The 15565-nt window shown below is 74.2% G+C and carries 14 protein-coding genes; 8 read left to right on the top strand and 6 right to left on the bottom strand.

Annotated features, from left to right (window positions below; translation table 11 throughout):
• Window positions 1-16 precede the first annotated feature (16 nt).
• Window positions 17-907: an ABC transporter permease gene (locus tag ACFYVL_RS21750; protein ID WP_389247192.1), complete on the bottom strand. Its 891-nt coding sequence runs from the start codon at window positions 905-907 to the stop codon at window positions 17-19.
• Window positions 904-3669 (bottom strand): alpha/beta fold hydrolase, encoded by a 2766-nt coding sequence (locus ACFYVL_RS21755; protein WP_389247194.1) that lies wholly within the window; start codon window positions 3667-3669, stop codon window positions 904-906. The genes ACFYVL_RS21750 and ACFYVL_RS21755 overlap by 4 nt, the downstream gene beginning before the upstream one ends.
• A gap of 141 nt (window positions 3670-3810) precedes the next feature.
• Between ACFYVL_RS21755 and ACFYVL_RS21760 the strand changes: the two genes are divergently transcribed.
• From ACFYVL_RS21760 to ACFYVL_RS21775, 4 genes are all read left to right on the top strand, one after another.
• Window positions 3811-4221 carry a GNAT family N-acetyltransferase gene (locus tag ACFYVL_RS21760; RefSeq protein ID WP_389247196.1) on the top strand — a complete coding sequence of 137 codons (411 nt, stop codon included), beginning with the start codon at window positions 3811-3813 and terminating at the stop codon, window positions 4219-4221.
• Between the two features lie 201 nt (window positions 4222-4422).
• Window positions 4423-5361, top strand: a complete 939-nt coding sequence (locus ACFYVL_RS21765) for a putative protein N(5)-glutamine methyltransferase (RefSeq protein ID WP_389247198.1) — start codon at window positions 4423-4425, stop codon at window positions 5359-5361.
• Between the two features lie 69 nt (window positions 5362-5430).
• A complete protein-coding gene (locus ACFYVL_RS21770; RefSeq protein ID WP_389247200.1) occupies window positions 5431-6099 on the top strand; it encodes a polysaccharide deacetylase family protein in 669 nt (222 codons plus the stop codon).
• A 111-nt stretch (window positions 6100-6210) separates the two neighbouring features.
• Window positions 6211-6903: a VC0807 family protein gene (locus ACFYVL_RS21775; RefSeq protein WP_389247202.1), complete on the top strand. Its 693-nt coding sequence runs from the start codon at window positions 6211-6213 to the stop codon at window positions 6901-6903.
• Between the two features lie 90 nt (window positions 6904-6993).
• Here the strand turns inward: ACFYVL_RS21775 and ACFYVL_RS21780 are convergent, their stop codons facing one another.
• The 4 genes from ACFYVL_RS21780 to iolC are packed head-to-tail and all read right to left on the bottom strand — an operon-like array spanning window position 6994 to window position 12214.
• Complete coding sequence (locus tag ACFYVL_RS21780; RefSeq protein ID WP_389247204.1) at window positions 6994-8493, bottom strand: CoA-acylating methylmalonate-semialdehyde dehydrogenase; 1500 nt, start codon at window positions 8491-8493, stop codon at window positions 6994-6996.
• Window positions 8494-8506: 13 nt separating this feature from the next.
• Window positions 8507-10420, bottom strand: a complete 1914-nt coding sequence (gene iolD, locus ACFYVL_RS21785; RefSeq protein ID WP_389247206.1) for a 3D-(3,5/4)-trihydroxycyclohexane-1,2-dione acylhydrolase (decyclizing) — start codon at window positions 10418-10420, stop codon at window positions 8507-8509.
• Window positions 10421-10448: 28 nt separating this feature from the next.
• Window positions 10449-11288 (bottom strand): 5-deoxy-glucuronate isomerase, encoded by an 840-nt coding sequence (gene iolB, locus ACFYVL_RS21790; protein ID WP_389247208.1) that lies wholly within the window; start codon window positions 11286-11288, stop codon window positions 10449-10451.
• A complete protein-coding gene (gene iolC / locus ACFYVL_RS21795) occupies window positions 11285-12214 on the bottom strand; it encodes a 5-dehydro-2-deoxygluconokinase (RefSeq protein ID WP_389247666.1) in 930 nt (309 codons plus the stop codon). The genes iolB and iolC overlap by 4 nt, the downstream gene beginning before the upstream one ends.
• Before the next feature lie 185 nt (window positions 12215-12399).
• Here iolC and ACFYVL_RS21800 point away from each other — a divergent pair, with 185 nt between their 5' ends.
• From ACFYVL_RS21800 to ACFYVL_RS21815, 4 genes are all read left to right on the top strand, one after another.
• The gene (locus ACFYVL_RS21800; protein WP_389247210.1) at window positions 12400-13323 is read left to right on the top strand and encodes a sugar phosphate isomerase/epimerase family protein; all 924 of its coding nucleotides are present in this window, start codon (window positions 12400-12402) and stop codon (window positions 13321-13323) included.
• A 221-nt stretch (window positions 13324-13544) separates the two neighbouring features.
• A complete protein-coding gene (locus ACFYVL_RS21805) occupies window positions 13545-14597 on the top strand; it encodes a helix-turn-helix transcriptional regulator (RefSeq protein WP_389247212.1) in 1053 nt (350 codons plus the stop codon).
• A 111-nt stretch (window positions 14598-14708) separates the two neighbouring features.
• Window positions 14709-15131, top strand: coding sequence for a peptidase M23 (locus ACFYVL_RS21810; RefSeq protein WP_389247214.1), 423 nt, complete (start codon window positions 14709-14711; stop codon window positions 15129-15131).
• A gap of 54 nt (window positions 15132-15185) precedes the next feature.
• A complete protein-coding gene (locus ACFYVL_RS21815; protein WP_389247216.1) occupies window positions 15186-15554 on the top strand; it encodes a peptidoglycan-binding protein in 369 nt (122 codons plus the stop codon).
• Window positions 15555-15565: the final 11 nt, after the last annotated feature.

A 15565-nucleotide genomic window follows, 5' to 3' on the forward strand; every position in this document is an offset into this window, starting at 1 on the left:
GGTCGCAGGGGGCCCGTCAGGACACGATGTCCTTGCGGGCGAAGCCCCGGAAGGCCAGCGCGAACAGGATCAGCGCGTACGTCACCGAGACCGCCGACCCCTTGATCATTCCGCCCCACTCCAGCTGCGGCTGGAGCGCGTCCACCCACGCGAACTGCCAGTGCGCGGGCAGGAAGTCGCGCCAGTCGCCGAGCGCGGTGACCGCGTCCAGGACGTTGCCGACGATCGTCAGGCCGACCGCGCCGCCGACCGCGCCCAGCGGCGCGTCCGTCTTCGTGGACAGCCAGAAGGCGAGGGCGGCGGTGATCAGCTGGGAGACGAAGAGGTACGCGACGACCAGCGCGAGGCGCGGGGCCGCCGTACCGGCCGGCAGCGCACCGCCGGTGGGCATCTCCAGCGGGCCCCAGCCGTACGCCGCCGTCCCCGCGACCAGGGCGACCAGCGGCAGCAGCACCATCGCCGCCAGGCTGAACGTCAGCGCCACCGCCAGCTTGCTCCACAGCAGCCGCGCCCGGGGCACCGGGGCGGCCAGCAGGTAGCGCAGGGAGGACCAGTTGGCCTCCGAGGCGACGGTGTCGCCGCAGAACAGGGCGACCGGGATGACCAGCAGGAACCCGGCGGACACGAACAGGCATGTGGCGGCGAAGTTCGCGCCGGACGCGGTGGCCGTGTCCATCAGGTTGATCCGGCCGCTGGCGCTGCCGCCGCGCTCCTCGGGGGTGCCGCCGATGGCGAACGCGGCGATCAGGACGAACGGCAGCGCGCCCAGGATGATCGCCATGACCATCGTGCGGCGCCTGCGCCACTGCCGTTTGGCCTCCACCAGGAAGGGCAGGGTGCGGCCCGCCCGGTAGCCGGGGGCGGTGTCGGTGCCCGGCCCCGGGACGGGTGCGAGGGTGCTGCTCACGCGGAGCCTCCGATCAGGGTGAGGAACGCGTCCTCCAGGCGGCGGTGCGGTCCCACACCGGTCAGCGGTACGTCCAGGCGCACCAGTTCGGCGATGAGCGCGGTCGAGGTCAGGCCGTCGAGCCGGACCAGCAGCCCGCCCTCTGCCCGCAGCGCCGAGTCGACGCCTGCCAGCGCGCCGACCTTCTCCACGACCGCCTCGGACACCTCGCCGTCGACGGTGACCAGCAGGGTGTCGCCCGAGCCGATGATCTCGGCGACGGGACCGGCCTGCACCAGCTTGCCCCGGTCCATCACGACCAGGTCGGTGCAGGACTGCTCCACCTCGGACAGCAGGTGGCTGGAGACGATCACGGTGCGTCCGCCGGCCGCGTAACGGATCATCACGTCGCGCATCTCACGGATCTGCGGCGGGTCGAGGCCGTTGGTCGGCTCGTCGAGGATCAGCAGGTCCGGCATGCCGAGCATGGCCTGGGCGATGGCCAGGCGCTGCCGCATGCCCTGGGAGTAGGTGCGCACCGCGCGCTGGAGCGCGTCGCCGAGGCCCGCGATCTCCAATGCCTCGTCGATGTGCGCGTCCTCGGCGGGGCGCCCGGTGGCCTGCCAGTACAGGTCGAGGTTGGCGCGGCCGGAGAGGTGCGGGAGGAAGCCCGCGCCCTCGACGAACGCGCCGACCCGGGAGAGGACCGGTGCGCCGGGCCGGATGGCGTGCCCGAAGACGCGGATCTCCCCGGCGTCGGGGGTGATGAGGCCCATCAGCATGCGCAGGGTGGTGGTCTTGCCCGCGCCGTTGGGCCCGAGCAGTCCGAGGACCTGGCCCTTCTCGACGCGGAAGGAGAGGTCGCGGACGGCGTACCGGTCACTGGACTTGCTGTAGCGCTTGCTGAGCCCGGTGATCTGGAGGGGTACGTCGGCGAGTGCGGGGTCCGGGGCGGGGGCGGCGGCCCGGCGGCGCGCGCCGAGCAGCAGGACGCCCGCGACCAGGACTCCGGCCAGCGGCAGCGCCCACACCCAGGCGGGCAGCCCGGCGGCGGCGGTCGCCAGCCGCGGGTCGGTGGGCACCTTCAGCCCGCCGTCCAGGGAGACGGTGTACGTCGCGGGCTCGGCCGGGGAGGCGTAGCCGAGGTCGGTGGAGGTGAGCAGCAGCCGCATCCGGTGCCCGGCCTGGAACTTGTGGTCGATGGCCGGCAGCGTCAGCTCGACCGTCCTCCCCGCCTTGGCGCCGGTGATCCGGACCGGGGTGACGAGCTGGTGCGGGAGGGACTGCTGTCCGTTCGCGCTCGCGTCGTAGACCTTCGCGAACAGGACCATGTCGTCGCGGTCGGACTTCACCTTGACCTTGACGGTCGGCGATCCGGTGACCTGGAGGCCGGTGGTCAGCGGGGCGGAGTCGTAACGGGCGTACTGGCCGGGGAAGTCGAGGGAGAGCCCGACCCCGAGGCCGGAGAACTGGGAAAGCGCGCCGCCGATGCCGGGCACCCCGGAGATGGCGGGCGGGTTGGCCCCGGCCGGGTTGACGAAGGTCTGCTCGCCGCCGGGCCGGGCGGCGGCGCGGGCCGCGGCGGCGGCTGCGGCGGGCGGGGCCGCGGGTCCGGTGCCGCCCTCCTCGTCGGGTGTGCCGTCCCCGCCCGGGAACAGGCCGCCCGCCGGGCCCGCTCCGGCGCCCTTGAGGGGGACGTCCCTGAGGTCGTTGCGCAGGCCCGGGTAGCGGTCGGCGTCCGCGCCGCGGAGCTGGGCGCTGCCGTTGGTGGAGTCGACGCCGCCGGTGCGGCTGACCCGGAAGGCGGGGCCGGTGTCGGCCGCCTTCTCGCCCTTGAGGTACTTGTCGAACCAGCGTGCGATCCGGCCCTCGACGCGGGCGTCCTCGCGGTCGCCGCCGTCGTGGCCGCCGGCGATCCAGTCGACGGCGACGGGTGCGCCGTTGGCGCTGATCGCCTTCGCCATGGCGTCCGCGTGGCTCAGCGGGAACAGCGAGTCGCTCTGCCCCTGCACGATCAGCGCGGGCACCTTGATGCGGTCGGCGACGGCGGACGGGCTGAGTGCCTCCAGGGTCCGGCGGGCCGCCTCGTCGGGCTTCCCGTCGACCGCCACCCGTTCGTACAGCTCGCACAGCTTGGGCTCGAAGCGGGCGCAGCCGCCGCCGGTGGTGACGAAGATGCCCGCCCACAGCTTCTTGAAGACGCCGTCGGGGAACAGCGCGTCGGCCAGGTTCCAGTAGGTGATGGCGGGGGCGATGGCGTCGACGCGCTTGTCGTACCCGGCGGCCAGCAGCGAGATCGCGCCGCCGTACGAGCCGCCGGTGACGCCGACGCGCGGGTCGCCGTCCTTGTCGAGCTGTACGTCGTCGCGGGCGGCCAGCCAGTCCAGCAGCCGGGACACGTCCTTGACCTCGGCGTCGGGGTCGTTGAGCCCGATCTTCCCGCCGGAGGCGCCGAAGCCGCGGGCGGACCAGGTCAGCACGGCGTAGCCCTGCCTGGCCAGTTCCTCGGCCTGGGCCCGGACGTCCTGCTTGCTGCCGCCGAAGCCGTGCCCGATCAGCACGGCCGGCCTGCGCTTCTTCGTGCCGTCGGTGAAGAAGGAGGTGTCGATGCGCGCGCCCGGCATCGGGAGCACCTGGTCGGACCTGTGCACCGGGACCGGGTCGTCCGCGGCGGCGGACGCCCAGACACCACCGCCCACCAGCACGGCGAGCGCCGCGGTCACGGCGGCGAGCCGACGGCCGCGCGGGCGCGCGCCGGGCCGTCGGCGAAGGGGATTCTCCATACTCCCGACCCTAAGCGGCAGTTCGCCGCCCCTAGGATGCCGCCAGGCGGAACCCGCCCACCTCCTGAGGGAGTAGGTGCCCGGTCCGCCGTACCGCGGTCGGTGTACGCCCGGCCGCCGCCACGCCCCGGGAGGCCCCGCATGGAGATCCGCCGCGCCACCACCACCGCCGGACTCCTCGCCGCGGAGCACCTCTACGACGGTCCCGCCCGCGAGGAGTGGGCGGCCCGGTTCCTGGCCGCCCCCGGGCATCTGATGCTGATCGCCCTGGTGGACGGCTTCCCGGCCGGTTTCGTCTCCGGCATCGAGATGCTGCACCCGGACAAGGGCGCCGAGATGTGCCTGTACGAGCTGTCCGTCGACGAGGGGCACCGGCGGCGCGGCATCGGGTGCGCCCTGACGCGGGCGCTGGCCGCCGAGGCGCGGACGCGCGGCTGCCGCGGCATGTGGGTGGGCGTGGACACCGACAACGGGGCGGCGCTGGCCACCTACGCGGCGGCGGGGGCCCGGCCGGACGGCGTGTTCGCGATGCTCACCTGGGAGTTCGCGTAGCGCCTGATCCCCCTGTACGGGCGCTGACCAGCAGGGTAGGGTCTCCTCCAGCCGCTCCGCCGTCCGCGCGGGGCCCGGATCGAGGAGGTGGGACCCATTACCGCTGTCGCAGGTCGGGTGCTCTCGCCTCACGGTCGTACGACTCACGTGTAGTCGGTACGGGTCCGGAGAGTGCCCTCGGTCGTACCGAAAGGCTCTCCGATGTCGCTCTTCCTGACTGTTCCGTCCCCGGCCGCCCCCTCTTCGCAGGCCGCACCCCCTTCGCCCGCCTCCCCCGCCGCCGCTTCCCCGGACGCCGGGGGCCCCGGGGTTCCCGGCGCCGGTACCGCGCTGTCCCTCGCCGCCACCGTCACCCGGCTCAGGGCGGCCGGCTGTGTGTTCGCGGAGGAGGAGGCGGAGCTGCTGCTCGCCGCCGCGGGGACGCCCGACGAGCTGGCGGACATGGTGCGGCGGCGGGCCGGCGGGCTGCCGCTGGAACACGTGCTGGGCTGGGCGGAGTTCTGCGGGCGGCGGATCTCGGTGGACCCCGGGGTGTTCGTGCCCAGACCCCGCACCGAGTTCCTGGCCCGGCACGCCCTCGCGCTGGCGGGCGCCCGCCGGCCCGGTGCCGTGGTCCTCGACCTGTGCTGCGGTTCGGGCGCGGTCGGCGCGGTGCTGGGGGCGCTGCTGCCGGGGATCGAGCTGTACGCCGCCGACGTGGAGAGCGCCGCGGTGCGCTGCGCCCGGCGCAACCTGGCGGCGTTCGGCGGCACCGTCTTCGAGGGCGACCTGTACGCGCCGCTGCCCGGGTCGCTGCGCGGCCGGATCGACGTCCTGGTGGCGAACGCCCCGTACGTACCGACCGACGACATCGCGCTGCTGCCGCCCGAGGCGCGCGAGCACGAACCGCGGGTGGCCCTGGACGGCGGGGCGGACGGCCTCGACGTGCAGCGGCGGGTGACGGCAAAGGCCGTCCGGTGGCTGGCGCCGGGCGGCAGTCTGCTGATCGAGACCGGTGAACGGCAGGCCCGGTGGACGGCCCGTGCGATGGAGCACGGCGGGCTGCGGGCGCGGATCGTGACGGACGAGGAGACGGGGGCGACCGTCGTCATCGGCGTCCGCGCCGCCCGCCCGGCCGACGGTGCGTCAGCGGTACGTTGACGAGCCGACCGGGTGACCTGCGGCGGGGCCCGCGTTTTGCCGGGTGCCCCGCGCTGGTACCGGTCTGCGGTGACGAAACGCAAGCGTTCCCTGGTCTCCGCCGTCGCGCTGGTCGGCGCCGCCCTGCTGAGCGCTGTCGCGGGCAGCTCGGCGGACACCCAGGTGGACTGCCGGGCCGAGAAGTGCGTGGCGCTGGTCTTCGACGGCGGACCGGGGCCGCACACCGCTGAGCTGCTCGACGTGCTGGCCGACGAGGCCGTTTCGGCGACGTTCTTCGTGACGGGCCGGGAGCCGGCCTTCCGTCACCACGAGGTGGTGCGGCGGATGGCCGACGAGGGGCACGAGGTCGGCAACGGCACCTGGACCCGGCCCCGGCTGACCGAGGTGCCCGCCCGGGAGGCGCGGCGGCAGCTCGTGCAGACCCAGCGGGTGCTCGCCCAGATCACCGGGCGCGCCCCCACCCTGGTCCGGCCGCCGCACGGGGTGTCGGACCGCCGGGTGGCGGCGCTCTGCCGGACGCTGGGGCTGACGCAGGTGCTGGGCGGGGTACGGGCGGCGGGGCACGGGGCGACGGACCCGGACGCCGTGGTGCGGCGGGCCCTGGACGGGGTGGTGCCGGGCGGGAGCGTCCTGCTGGACGACAGCAGTCCGGCGGTGGTCGCGGCCCTGCCCGCCCTGCTGGACGGGCTGCGCGAGCGGGAGTACCGGTTGGTCCCGGCCTCGCCCCGGCACCCGTGACAAATGTCCTACGGAGCTCGGTACAGGCGGCACTGCCGCCACAACTGCCGCTCCCGGCATGCTTCTTCGTACCGGAGCACGACACCAGTCGCGGGACGAGGAGACAGACGGATGAGCAGCAGCAAGCACGACACGATCGCGGGTCTGAAGCCGCTGGCCCTGGACGCCGCTCTGCCGCTCGGGCTGTACTACGCCCTCTCCGCCGCCGGTCTCTCCACCTTCGCGGCGCTGGCCCTGAGCAGCGTCGTCCCGCTGGTGCGCACCGTGTGGAGCGCGCTGGCCGAGCGGCAGCTGAACGCGTTGGCCACGCTGATCCTGGTGGCCAACGCGGTCGGGTTCGGCCTGAGCGCGGTGACCGGTGACCCGCGGCTGATGCTCGCCAAGGACAGCGGCATCACGGGGGCACTGGGGCTGGTGGTGCTGGTGACGGCGCTGTGCGGCAGGCCGCTGATGACCTCGACGGTGCTGCCGGTGCTGCTGCGCGGCGATACGGAGCGGACCGCGGCGTGGCGGCGGCTGACGGCGGCGCCGGGGCCGATGCGGCGTCACGAGGCGCGGTTCTCGCTGATCTGGGGTGCGGGGCTGCTCTTCGAGTCGGTGCTGCGGGTGGTCGGCGCGTACACGGTGCCGGTGCACGTGATGGTGGGCCTGGGCGGGGCCATCGCGGCGGTGGTCCTGTCGGCGACGTTCGTGGTGTCGGGCAGGGCCGCGGTGCTGCCGATGAAGAAGCTGCTCGGTGCGGAGACGGACCGGGCCGCCGCGGAGCGGGTGCTCCCGGCGAAGGAGCTGACGACGGCCGCCTGAGGCCCCGTCGCACGGGCAGCGGCCCGTACCGGACCCCGGGGGGCGGTACGGGCCGCTTCGCGTCGCCCCGCGGGGCGGCGCGCGGGTGGATCAGTGGTTGCGCGGGAAGCCCAGGTCGACGCCGGAGGGGGCGTCGGCCGGGTCGGGCCAGCGGGTCGTGGTGACCTTGCCGCGGGTGTAGAAGTGGATGCCGTCGTTGCCGTAGATGTGGTGGTCGCCGAAGAGGCTGTCCTTCCAGCCGCCGAAGGAGTGGTAGCCGACGGGGACCGGGATGGGCACGTTGACGCCGACCATGCCGGCCTCGATCTCCAGCTGGAAGCGGCGGGCGGCGCCGCCGTCGCGGGTGAAGATCGCGGTGCCGTTGCCGAACGGCGAGGCGTTCATGAGGGCGACGCCCTCCTCGTAGGTGTCCACGCGCAGGACGCACAGCACCGGGCCGAAGATCTCGTCGCGGTACGCGTCGGAGTCGGTCGGCACGTGGTCGAGGAGGGAGAGGCCGATCCAGTGGCCGTTCTCGAAGCCCTCGACGGTGTGACCGGTGCCGTCGAGGACGACCTTGGAGCCCTGGGCGGCGGCGCCGGTGACGTAGCTCGCCACCTTGTCGCGGTGGGCGGCGGTGATCAGCGGGCCCATCTCGGACGTCGGGTCGTTGCCCGGACCGATCTTGATCTTCCGGGCGCGCTCGACGATCTTCTCGACCAGTTCGTCGCCGATGGAGCCGACGGCCACGACGGCGGAGATCGCCATGCAGCGCTCGCCCGCCGAGCCGTACGCCGCCGAGACGGCCGCGTCGGCAGCCGCGTCGAGGTCGGCGTCCGGGAGGACCAGCATGTGGTTCTTGGCGCCGCCGAGCGCCTGGACGCGCTTGCCGTTGGCGGAGGCGGTGGCGTGGATGTGGCGGGCGATGGGGGTGGAGCCGACGAAGGAGACGGCCGCGACGTCCGGGTGCTCCAGGAGGCGGTCCACGGCGACCTTGTCACCGTGCAGGACGTTCAGGACGCCGTCCGGCAGACCGGCCTCGGTGGCCAGCTCCGCGAGGCGCAGCGACGCGGAGGGGTCCTTCTCGGAGGGCTTCAGCACGAAGGTGTTGCCGCACGCGACGGCGACCGGGAACATCCACATCGGCACCATGGCCGGGAAGTTGAACGGGGTGATGCCCGCGACGACACCGAGCGACTGCCGGATCGAGGAGACGTCCACACGGTTGGAGACCTGCGTCGACAGCTCGCCCTTGAGCTGGGTGGTGATGCCGCACGCCAGCTCGACGATCTCCAGACCGCGGGCCACCTCGCCGAGCGCGTCCGAGTGCACCTTGCCGTGCTCGGCGGTGATCAGGGCGGCGATCTCGTCGCGGTGCGCGTCCAGCAGGGCGCGGTAGCGGAAGAGGATCGCGGTGCGCGCGGAGAGGGAGGAGGTGCCCCAGGTCGCGTAGGCGGCCTTGGCGGCGGCCACGGCCGCGTCGACCTCCTCGACGGAGGCGAGCGCGACACGGGTGTCGGCGGCGCCGGTGGCCGGGTCGGTGACCGGGCCCCAGTTGCCCGACGCACCCTCGACGGTCTTGCCACCGATCCAGTGGTTGACGGTCTTCATGTACTGCACTCCTTCAGAGGTGGTGGCGTCGGGCTGCGACGTGCCGGTCGTACTGCTCGCGTGCCCGGACCGCCGACGGGCGGGTCGCGGTCTCGGCCACGGGAACATCCCACCACGCGTCCCCCGCCGGGGGGCCCGACACTGTGTCTGCGGTTTCGGTCTCGGCGTAGACACATGTGGGAACGCTGCTCCGGCGCGCCTCTTCGAGAGCTTCTCGCAGGTCACCGAGGGTGCGGGCGCGCAGGGTGCGCATTCCGAGCGAGGCCGCGTTGGCTGCCAGGTCCACGGGGAGCGGCTCTCCTCGGTACGTGCCGTCGCCGGCCCGGAAGCGGTAGGCGGTCCCGAAGCGCTCGCCGCCGACGGCCTCGGAGAGGCCGCCGATGGAGGCATACCCGTGGTTGTCGAGGATCACCACCTTGATCGGCAGCCGCTCCTGCACGGCGGTGACGATCTCGGTCGGGTTCATGAGGTACGTCCCGTCGCCGACCAGCGCCCACACGGGCCGGTCCGGCGCGGCGAGCTGGACGCCGAGGGCGGCGGGGATCTCGTAGCCCATGCAGGAGTACCCGTACTCGACGTGGTACTGGTCCTCGGAGCGGGTCCGCCAGAGCCGGTGCAGGTCGCCGGGGAGCGAGCCGGCCGCGTTGATCAGGATGTCGTCGCCGGTGACCAGGGTGTCGAGCACGCCCAGGACCTGTGCCTGGGTGGGGACCGCCTTGTCGTCGGGGGCGGCGTAGGCGGCGGTCACGGCCCGCTCCCAGTCCTCCTTCGCCCGGCGGTACTCGTCCTCGTACGCCTCCTCGACGCGGTGGGCGGGCGGTTGCCCGCCGTCGGCGGTGCGGGCCGCCAGTTCCCGGCACAGCCGGTCCAGGCCCGCGGCGGCGTCGCCGATCAGGGTCAGGCCGCTCATCTTGTGGGCGTCGAAGCCGGTGATGTTGAGGTTGAGGAAGCGGACCTCGGGGTTCTGGAAGAGGGTGCGGGAGGCGGTGGTGAAGTCGCTCCAGCGGGTGCCGACGCCGATCACCAGGTCGGCGGTGCGGGCGAGACGGTTGGCGGCTGCGGTACCGGTGTGGCCGATGCCGCCGACGTCGGCGGGGTGGTCGTACGGCAGGGAGCCCTTGCCGGCCTGGGTGGACGCGACGGGGATGCCGGTCAGCTCGGCCAGCCGCCGCAGGGCGGGCCCGGCGCCGCTGTGCCGGACGCCGCCGCCCGCGACGAGCAGGGGGCGGCGGGCGGCCCGTACCGCCCGCGCGGCGTCGTCGAGGTCGCGCCCGTCGGGCTCGGGGGTCCGTACCCGCCACACCCGTTCCGCGAAGAACTCCTCGGGCCAGTCGTGCGCCTGGGCCTGTACGTCCTGGGGCAGGGCGAGCGTGACCGCCCCCGTCTCGGCGGGATCGGCCAGGACGCGCATCGCGGCGAGCGCGGCGGGGACGAGGGCCTCGGGGCGGGTGATCCGGTCGAAGTATTTCGACACGGGGCGCAGGCAGTCGTTGACGGAGATGTCGCCGCCGTGCGGGACCTCCAGCTGCTGGAGCACCGGGTCGGCCGGGCGGGCGGCGAAGGTGTCGCCCGGCAGCAGGAGGACGGGCAGCCGGTTGACGGTGGCCAGGGCGGCCCCGGTGACGAGGTTGGTGGCGCCGGGGCCGATGGAGGTGGTGACGGCGTGGGCGGAGAGCCTGCGGCACTGGCGGGCGTGGCCGACGGCGGCGTGCACCATGGCCTGCTCGTTGCGGCCCTGGAGGAAGGGCATGGCGCCGGCCCCGTGGCCGGTTTCGAGCAGCGCCTGCCCGAGCCCGGCGACGTTGCCGTGCCCGAAGATGCCCCAGGTGGCGGCGATCAGCCGGTGCCGGGTGCCGCGGTGCTCGGTGTACTGCCGGGTCAGGAAGGCGAGCAGTGCCTGGGCGGTGGTGAGACGGCGGGTGGACATGAACGGACTCCTCTCACGGGGCCACGCGTCACCGGTAGCCGTCCGGGTGGTCCGGGTGGAAGCGGATCTGCCAGGCGCGGTCGGGGCCCGGCCCCGCCATGACGTTCAGGTAGTACATGTCCTTGTCCGGCGGGGCGATCGACGGGCCGTGCCAGCCGTCGGGGACCAGGACCGTGTCCCCGGTGCGGACCTCGGTGAGCAGGTCGGCACCGCCCGGCCGGGACGGCGAGATCCGCTGGTAGCCGACTCCGCCGTCCTCGATCTCGTAGTAGTAGATCTCCTCCAGCACCGTCTCCTGCCCGGCCACCTCCTCGTCGTGCTTGTGCGGCGGGTAGGAGGACCAGTTCCCGCCGGGTGTCACCACCTCGACCGCGATCAGCCGGTCGCACTCGAAGGCGTCGGCGGCGGCGAAGTTGCGCACCTCGCGGGCGGTCGTCCCGCTTCCCCGCCGCTCGACGGGGACCTCCGGCGCGGGGCCGCGGCGGGCGGGGAGTCGTCGCTCGCACTTCGCCCCTGCCAGGGCGAACCGGCCCCCCGCACCGGAGGCGATCTGGGCGTGGGCATCGCGCGGAAGGTAGCCGAAGTCGCTGACCCCGGCGAACACCCCTTCCCTGCCCCGCAGTTCGATGATCCGTCCGTCGACCAGCACACTGCACGCCCCGGCCAGCGGCAGCACGATCCACTCGTGATCGCCGGTGGCCAGGTGGTGCGAGCCGCCGGGCCGCAGCCCGAGCACCCGCAGCGCGGTGTGCCGCCAGTCCTCGTAGGGCATGCCCGCGCGCCCGGGGCCGATGTCCGCCAGGTAGGGGCCGGGGGCCGTGCTGCCCGCCGCCACGTGCAGTTTCCCGCCGGGACGGGCCCCGCTCATGACGTGCCGCCGGTCGCCAGCAGGCCGTCGATCTCGTGCGCGTAGGGCATCGCGGACGAGCACTCCAGCCGGGTGGTCACCAGGGCCCCGGCCGCGTTCGCCCGGCGGATCGCCGGCTCCAGGGCAAGGCCGGAGACCAGCCCGTGGCACAGGGCGCCGCCGAACGCGTCCCCCGCGCCGAGCCCGTTGAGCACCTTCACGGGCAGCGGCGGCACCTCGGCGACCGTGCCGTCCCGGTGGACGGCCAGCACCCCCTCGGGGCCCCGCTTGACCACCGCCAGCTCGACGCCCGCCGCCAGCAGCCGGCGCGCAGCCTCGCCGGGCTCCCGCGTCCCCGTCGCGATCTCGCACTCCTCCAGGTTGCCGATCGCGACCGTCGCGTGGCCGAGGGCGGTGGCGTAGACGGGCCCGGGGTCGTCCGAGCCGTTCCAGCACTGGACGCGCCAGTCGAGGTCGAAGACCGTGTGCGCCCGGCGCGAACGGGCCGCCAGGGCGGCCAGCGTGGCGTCCCTGCTCGGCTGCGCGCACAGCCCGGTGCCGGTCATCCAGAAGACCTTGGCCGCGCGGATCTCCGCCAGGTCCAGTTCGTGCGGGTGGATCTCCAGGTCGGGCGCCTTGGGCTGCCGGTAGAAGTAGAGCGGGAAGTCGTCCGGGGGGAAGATCTCGCAGAAGGTGAGCGGGGTGGGGTCGGCGGCGACCTCGGTCACCCAGCGCGCGTCCACCCCGAAGGAGTCCAGCTCCCGGCGCAGATAGGCCCCGAAGGGGTCGGCCCCGGTGCGCGAGACGAGCGCGGTTCCCATCCCCAGCCGGGCCGCGGCCACCGCCACGTTCGCGGCGGAACCGCCGAGGAACTTCCCGAACCGCTCCACCCGGTCCAGCGGAACCCCCGCCTGAAGCGGATAGAGGTCCACACCGAGCCGGCCCATCGTGATCAGGTCGTACACGCGACTCTCCTCTCCTCCCGTTCCACCGGTACGCAACGGGGGCGGCGATCAGTCCGTCCGGTCTATCGGCGCGCGCCGAACACTGTCAATGCTTTGTCCTTACATACCAACTCCCCTTCCCCACCGCTCCCTTGACACCCCTCCCCGCCCGCCGGAAGGCTGCGCCCATGACCAGCGGAGCAGAGCGGACGCGCCTGAGGATCGGATCCGCCCCCGACTCGTGGGGGGTGTGGTTCGCCGACGACCCGCTGCAGGTGCCCTGGCAGCGGTTCCTGGACGAGGTCGCGGCGAGCGGTTACGAGTGGATCGAGCTGGGCCCGTACGGGTACCTGCCGGACGACCCGGCGCTGCTGGGGCGGGAGCTGGCGGCACGCGGGCTGCGGGTGTCCGCCGGGACGGTCTTCACCGCGCTGCACCACGGCGGGGCCGCCGCCTGGGAGGAGACCTGGGCGCACGTCTCCCGGGTGGCCGTCCATGCCGCGGCGGTCGGTGCCGGGAACCTGGTGATGATTCCGGCCTTCTGGCGCGACGACAGGACCGGGCAGCGGCTGGAGGACGACACCCTGACCTCCGCCCAGTGGCGCACCCTCGCCGCGCGGACCGAGCGGCTCTCGCGGCAGGTGCGCGAGGAGTTCGGGCTGCGGGTGGTGGTCCACCCGCACGCCGACACCCACATCGACACCGAGGAGAACGTGGTCCGGCTGCTCGACGCGACCGACGGCGACCTGGTCTCGCTGTGCCTGGACACCGGGCACTACGCCTACTGCGGCGGCGACAGCGTCAAGCTCGTCGAGACGTACGGGGAGCGCATCGGCTATCTGCACCTGAAGCAGGTGGACCCGGTGCTGCTGGCCCGGGTGCGGCAGGAGGACCTGCCGTTCGGGCCGGCCGTCGGGCTGGGCGTGATGTGCGAACCGCCGCACGGGGAGCCCCCGCTGGAGCCGGTGCTGGCGGCGGCGCGGGCGCTGGCCGAGCGGCGCGGCGCGGACCTGTTCGCGATCGTCGAGCAGGACATGTACCCGTGCCCGCAGGACAAGCCGCTGCCGATCGCACGGCGCACCCGGGAGTTCCTCCGCTCCTGCGGGGCGTGAGGGCCGCGTCCGCCGAGTGGCCGCGTCCGCCCGCGGGACGGGCCGGGAGTGGCCGCGTGAGCCCGCGGGTCGCACGGGGAGTGGCCGCGTCCGCCCGCGGCCGGGCGGGACGGGCCCGGTGACCGGAGCGGCTTCGTCCGCCTGCCGCCGGGTTGGCCGAAAGCCTGCGCACCCGCGGGCCGTCCGGAACCCCGCGCCGCGTCCGGCTCGTCCCGTGACCCGTGACTCCTCCTGACGCACTCGTTGCCCGAGAAGCACCCGTCGCCGAACTCGTCACCGCCGCACCCCACCCCCGGCTGTACCCCGCCGTGCTCGGCTACCGGGGGTTCCGGCTGGACCTGGGGGCACCGCGCCGCCGTCTCGAACTCCCGGTGGGGGCCGTGACCCTGCTGCTGGGCTTCGAGGGGCCGGTGACGATCCTCCGGCCGCACGGCACGCCGGACCGGGGCGACACGACGGACCCCGGCGGCACCACAGGCACCACGGGCACCGGCGGCACGCCGGACCCCGGCGCCCTGACGCTGACCTCCGGGGTCTCCGGGCTGTCCACCGGGCCGGTGGTCGGGGTGCACGGCGGGCGGCTCGCCGGGGTGGAGGTGCAGCTCGCGCCCTGGGCGGCGTACACCTGGTTCGGGATCGCCCAGCACGAGCTGGCGGACCGGTCCGCCGGGCCGGGGGCGCTGCCGCGGCAGGCCGGCCGCCGGGTCGCCGAACTGGCCGCCCGGCTCGCCCGGCTGCCCGGCTGGGGCGAGCGCTTCCGGGTGCTGGACGCGACGCTCGGCCGGTGGACCGAGGACGGCCGGCCCGCCGCCGCGCGGACCGTGGGCGCCTGGCAGGAGCTGGTGCGCGGCGGGGGCACGCTGCCGGTGCCCCGGCTCGCGGCGCACGTGGGCTGGTCGGTGCGGCAGCTGGAGAAGCGGTTCCGGGACGAGATCGGGCTGCGGCCGAAGGCGGCGGCCCGGGTGCTGCGGCTCCAGCGGGCCCGCCGGATGCTGGCGGCCGGGCATCCGGCCGCGCGGACCGCGGCGCACTGCGGCTTCTACGACCAGGCGCACCTGAGCGGGGAGTTCAGGGCCCTGACGGGGTGCACCCCGGGCGGCTTCGAGGAGCTGCGGCGGCTCCAGTCGGCGGGGGCGGCGGGCCGGGTGGGAACGGACCGCACCGACCGGCTGGCCGGTGAGGTGACCAGTGTGCTGCTGCCGCCCGCGCGGCCCGGCCGGCACCGCCCGGCCGCCTCCGTCAGCCCCGCCGGGTTCGGACGCTCGTACGAGTGAAGTGCGCTTTTTTCCAATACCCGTACGGCCGACCCCGGGCAGGCTTCTCGTACGGAGGGCCGACGACCAACGGCCCGTTCGGATGAGCTTTCCACACAGGGGGAACAGCACATGACGTACCAGCGCATCGCCACCGCCGTCGCCGCCACCGGACTCCTGGCCTCCGGCCTGCTGATGGCGCCCGCCGCCCAGGCCGACGACACCCACCGCACACCGGCCGCCGAGACCCAGGCGCAGGCCCAGACCGAGGCCCAGGCCCAGGCTCTGAAGGCCAAGCGCGTCTACCTCTACGCCAGCAACGTCAACCTCCGCGAGTTCCCGCGCACCAGCGCGCACGTCCTCGCCACCAAGTCGAAGATCTGGCTCCTCGACTACTGCCAGACGGACCGGAACACCACCCCGGTGAAGTCCCCCGACGGGACGATGAACCGCTGGTGGAGCAAGGTGACGCTGACCAGCGGCAGCGACTTCGCCTGGGTGAGCAACGTGTACCTCAGGGGCGGCAAGAAGATCGCCGGTGTCCCCGACTGCTGACCCGGCCGCCCTCCGGTCCCACTCCGTCCGAACCACTCCAAGGAGCACCGCATCGTGCCTCGTACGACACTGCGCACCGCCACCGCCGCGACCCTGACCGGCCTGGTCCTCGCCGGCGGCGTCCTGACGGGCACCTCCGCCTCGGCCGCCGCCGCGGACACAGCCGCCCGCGAGCCGGTCCGGGTGGCCGCCGCCTGCGCGTACTACCAGGGCAGCAAGCTCACGGTGTACGGGCAGAAGGGCGACCGGGTCAGCCAGGTCCAGTGCCTGCTGGCCAACCGCAAGTACCTGAAGTGGAGCGACCTGGACGGCGAGTTCGGCGCCAGGACCCTGGCCGCCGTGAAGAAGTTCCAGAAGAACCACGGCCTGACGGCGGACGGCAAGGTCGGTACGAAGACCTGGCACGCCCTCCGGTACGCCTGACCGGTGCCGGG

Origin of the sequence: Streptomyces sp. NPDC004111, assembly GCF_042874215.1 — a bacterium.
Classification (GTDB): Bacteria; Actinomycetota; Actinomycetes; order Streptomycetales; family Streptomycetaceae; genus Streptomyces.

Bases quoted from the DNA above. Each gene is read 5' to 3' on its own strand.
- ACFYVL_RS21755 (WP_389247194.1), bottom strand. From the start codon at position 3,669: ATGGAGAATCCCCTTCGCCGACGGCCCGGCGCGCGCCCGCGCGGCCGT.
- ACFYVL_RS21760 (WP_389247196.1), top strand. From the start codon at position 3,811: ATGGAGATCCGCCGCGCCACCACCACCGCCGGACTCCTCGCCGCGGAG.
- ACFYVL_RS21765 (WP_389247198.1), top strand. From the start codon at position 4,423: ATGTCGCTCTTCCTGACTGTTCCGTCCCCGGCCGCCCCCTCTTCGCAG.
- ACFYVL_RS21775 (WP_389247202.1), top strand. From the start codon at position 6,211: ATGAGCAGCAGCAAGCACGACACGATCGCGGGTCTGAAGCCGCTGGCC.
- ACFYVL_RS21780 (WP_389247204.1), bottom strand. From the start codon at position 8,493: ATGAAGACCGTCAACCACTGGATCGGTGGCAAGACCGTCGAGGGTGCG.
- iolD (WP_389247206.1), bottom strand. From the start codon at position 10,420: ATGTCCACCCGCCGTCTCACCACCGCCCAGGCACTGCTCGCCTTCCTG.
- iolB (WP_389247208.1), bottom strand. From the start codon at position 11,288: ATGAGCGGGGCCCGTCCCGGCGGGAAACTGCACGTGGCGGCGGGCAGC.
- iolC (WP_389247666.1), bottom strand. From the start codon at position 12,214: ATGGGCCGGCTCGGTGTGGACCTCTATCCGCTTCAGGCGGGGGTTCCG.
- ACFYVL_RS21800 (WP_389247210.1), top strand. From the start codon at position 12,400: ATGACCAGCGGAGCAGAGCGGACGCGCCTGAGGATCGGATCCGCCCCC.
- ACFYVL_RS21810 (WP_389247214.1), top strand. From the start codon at position 14,709: ATGACGTACCAGCGCATCGCCACCGCCGTCGCCGCCACCGGACTCCTG.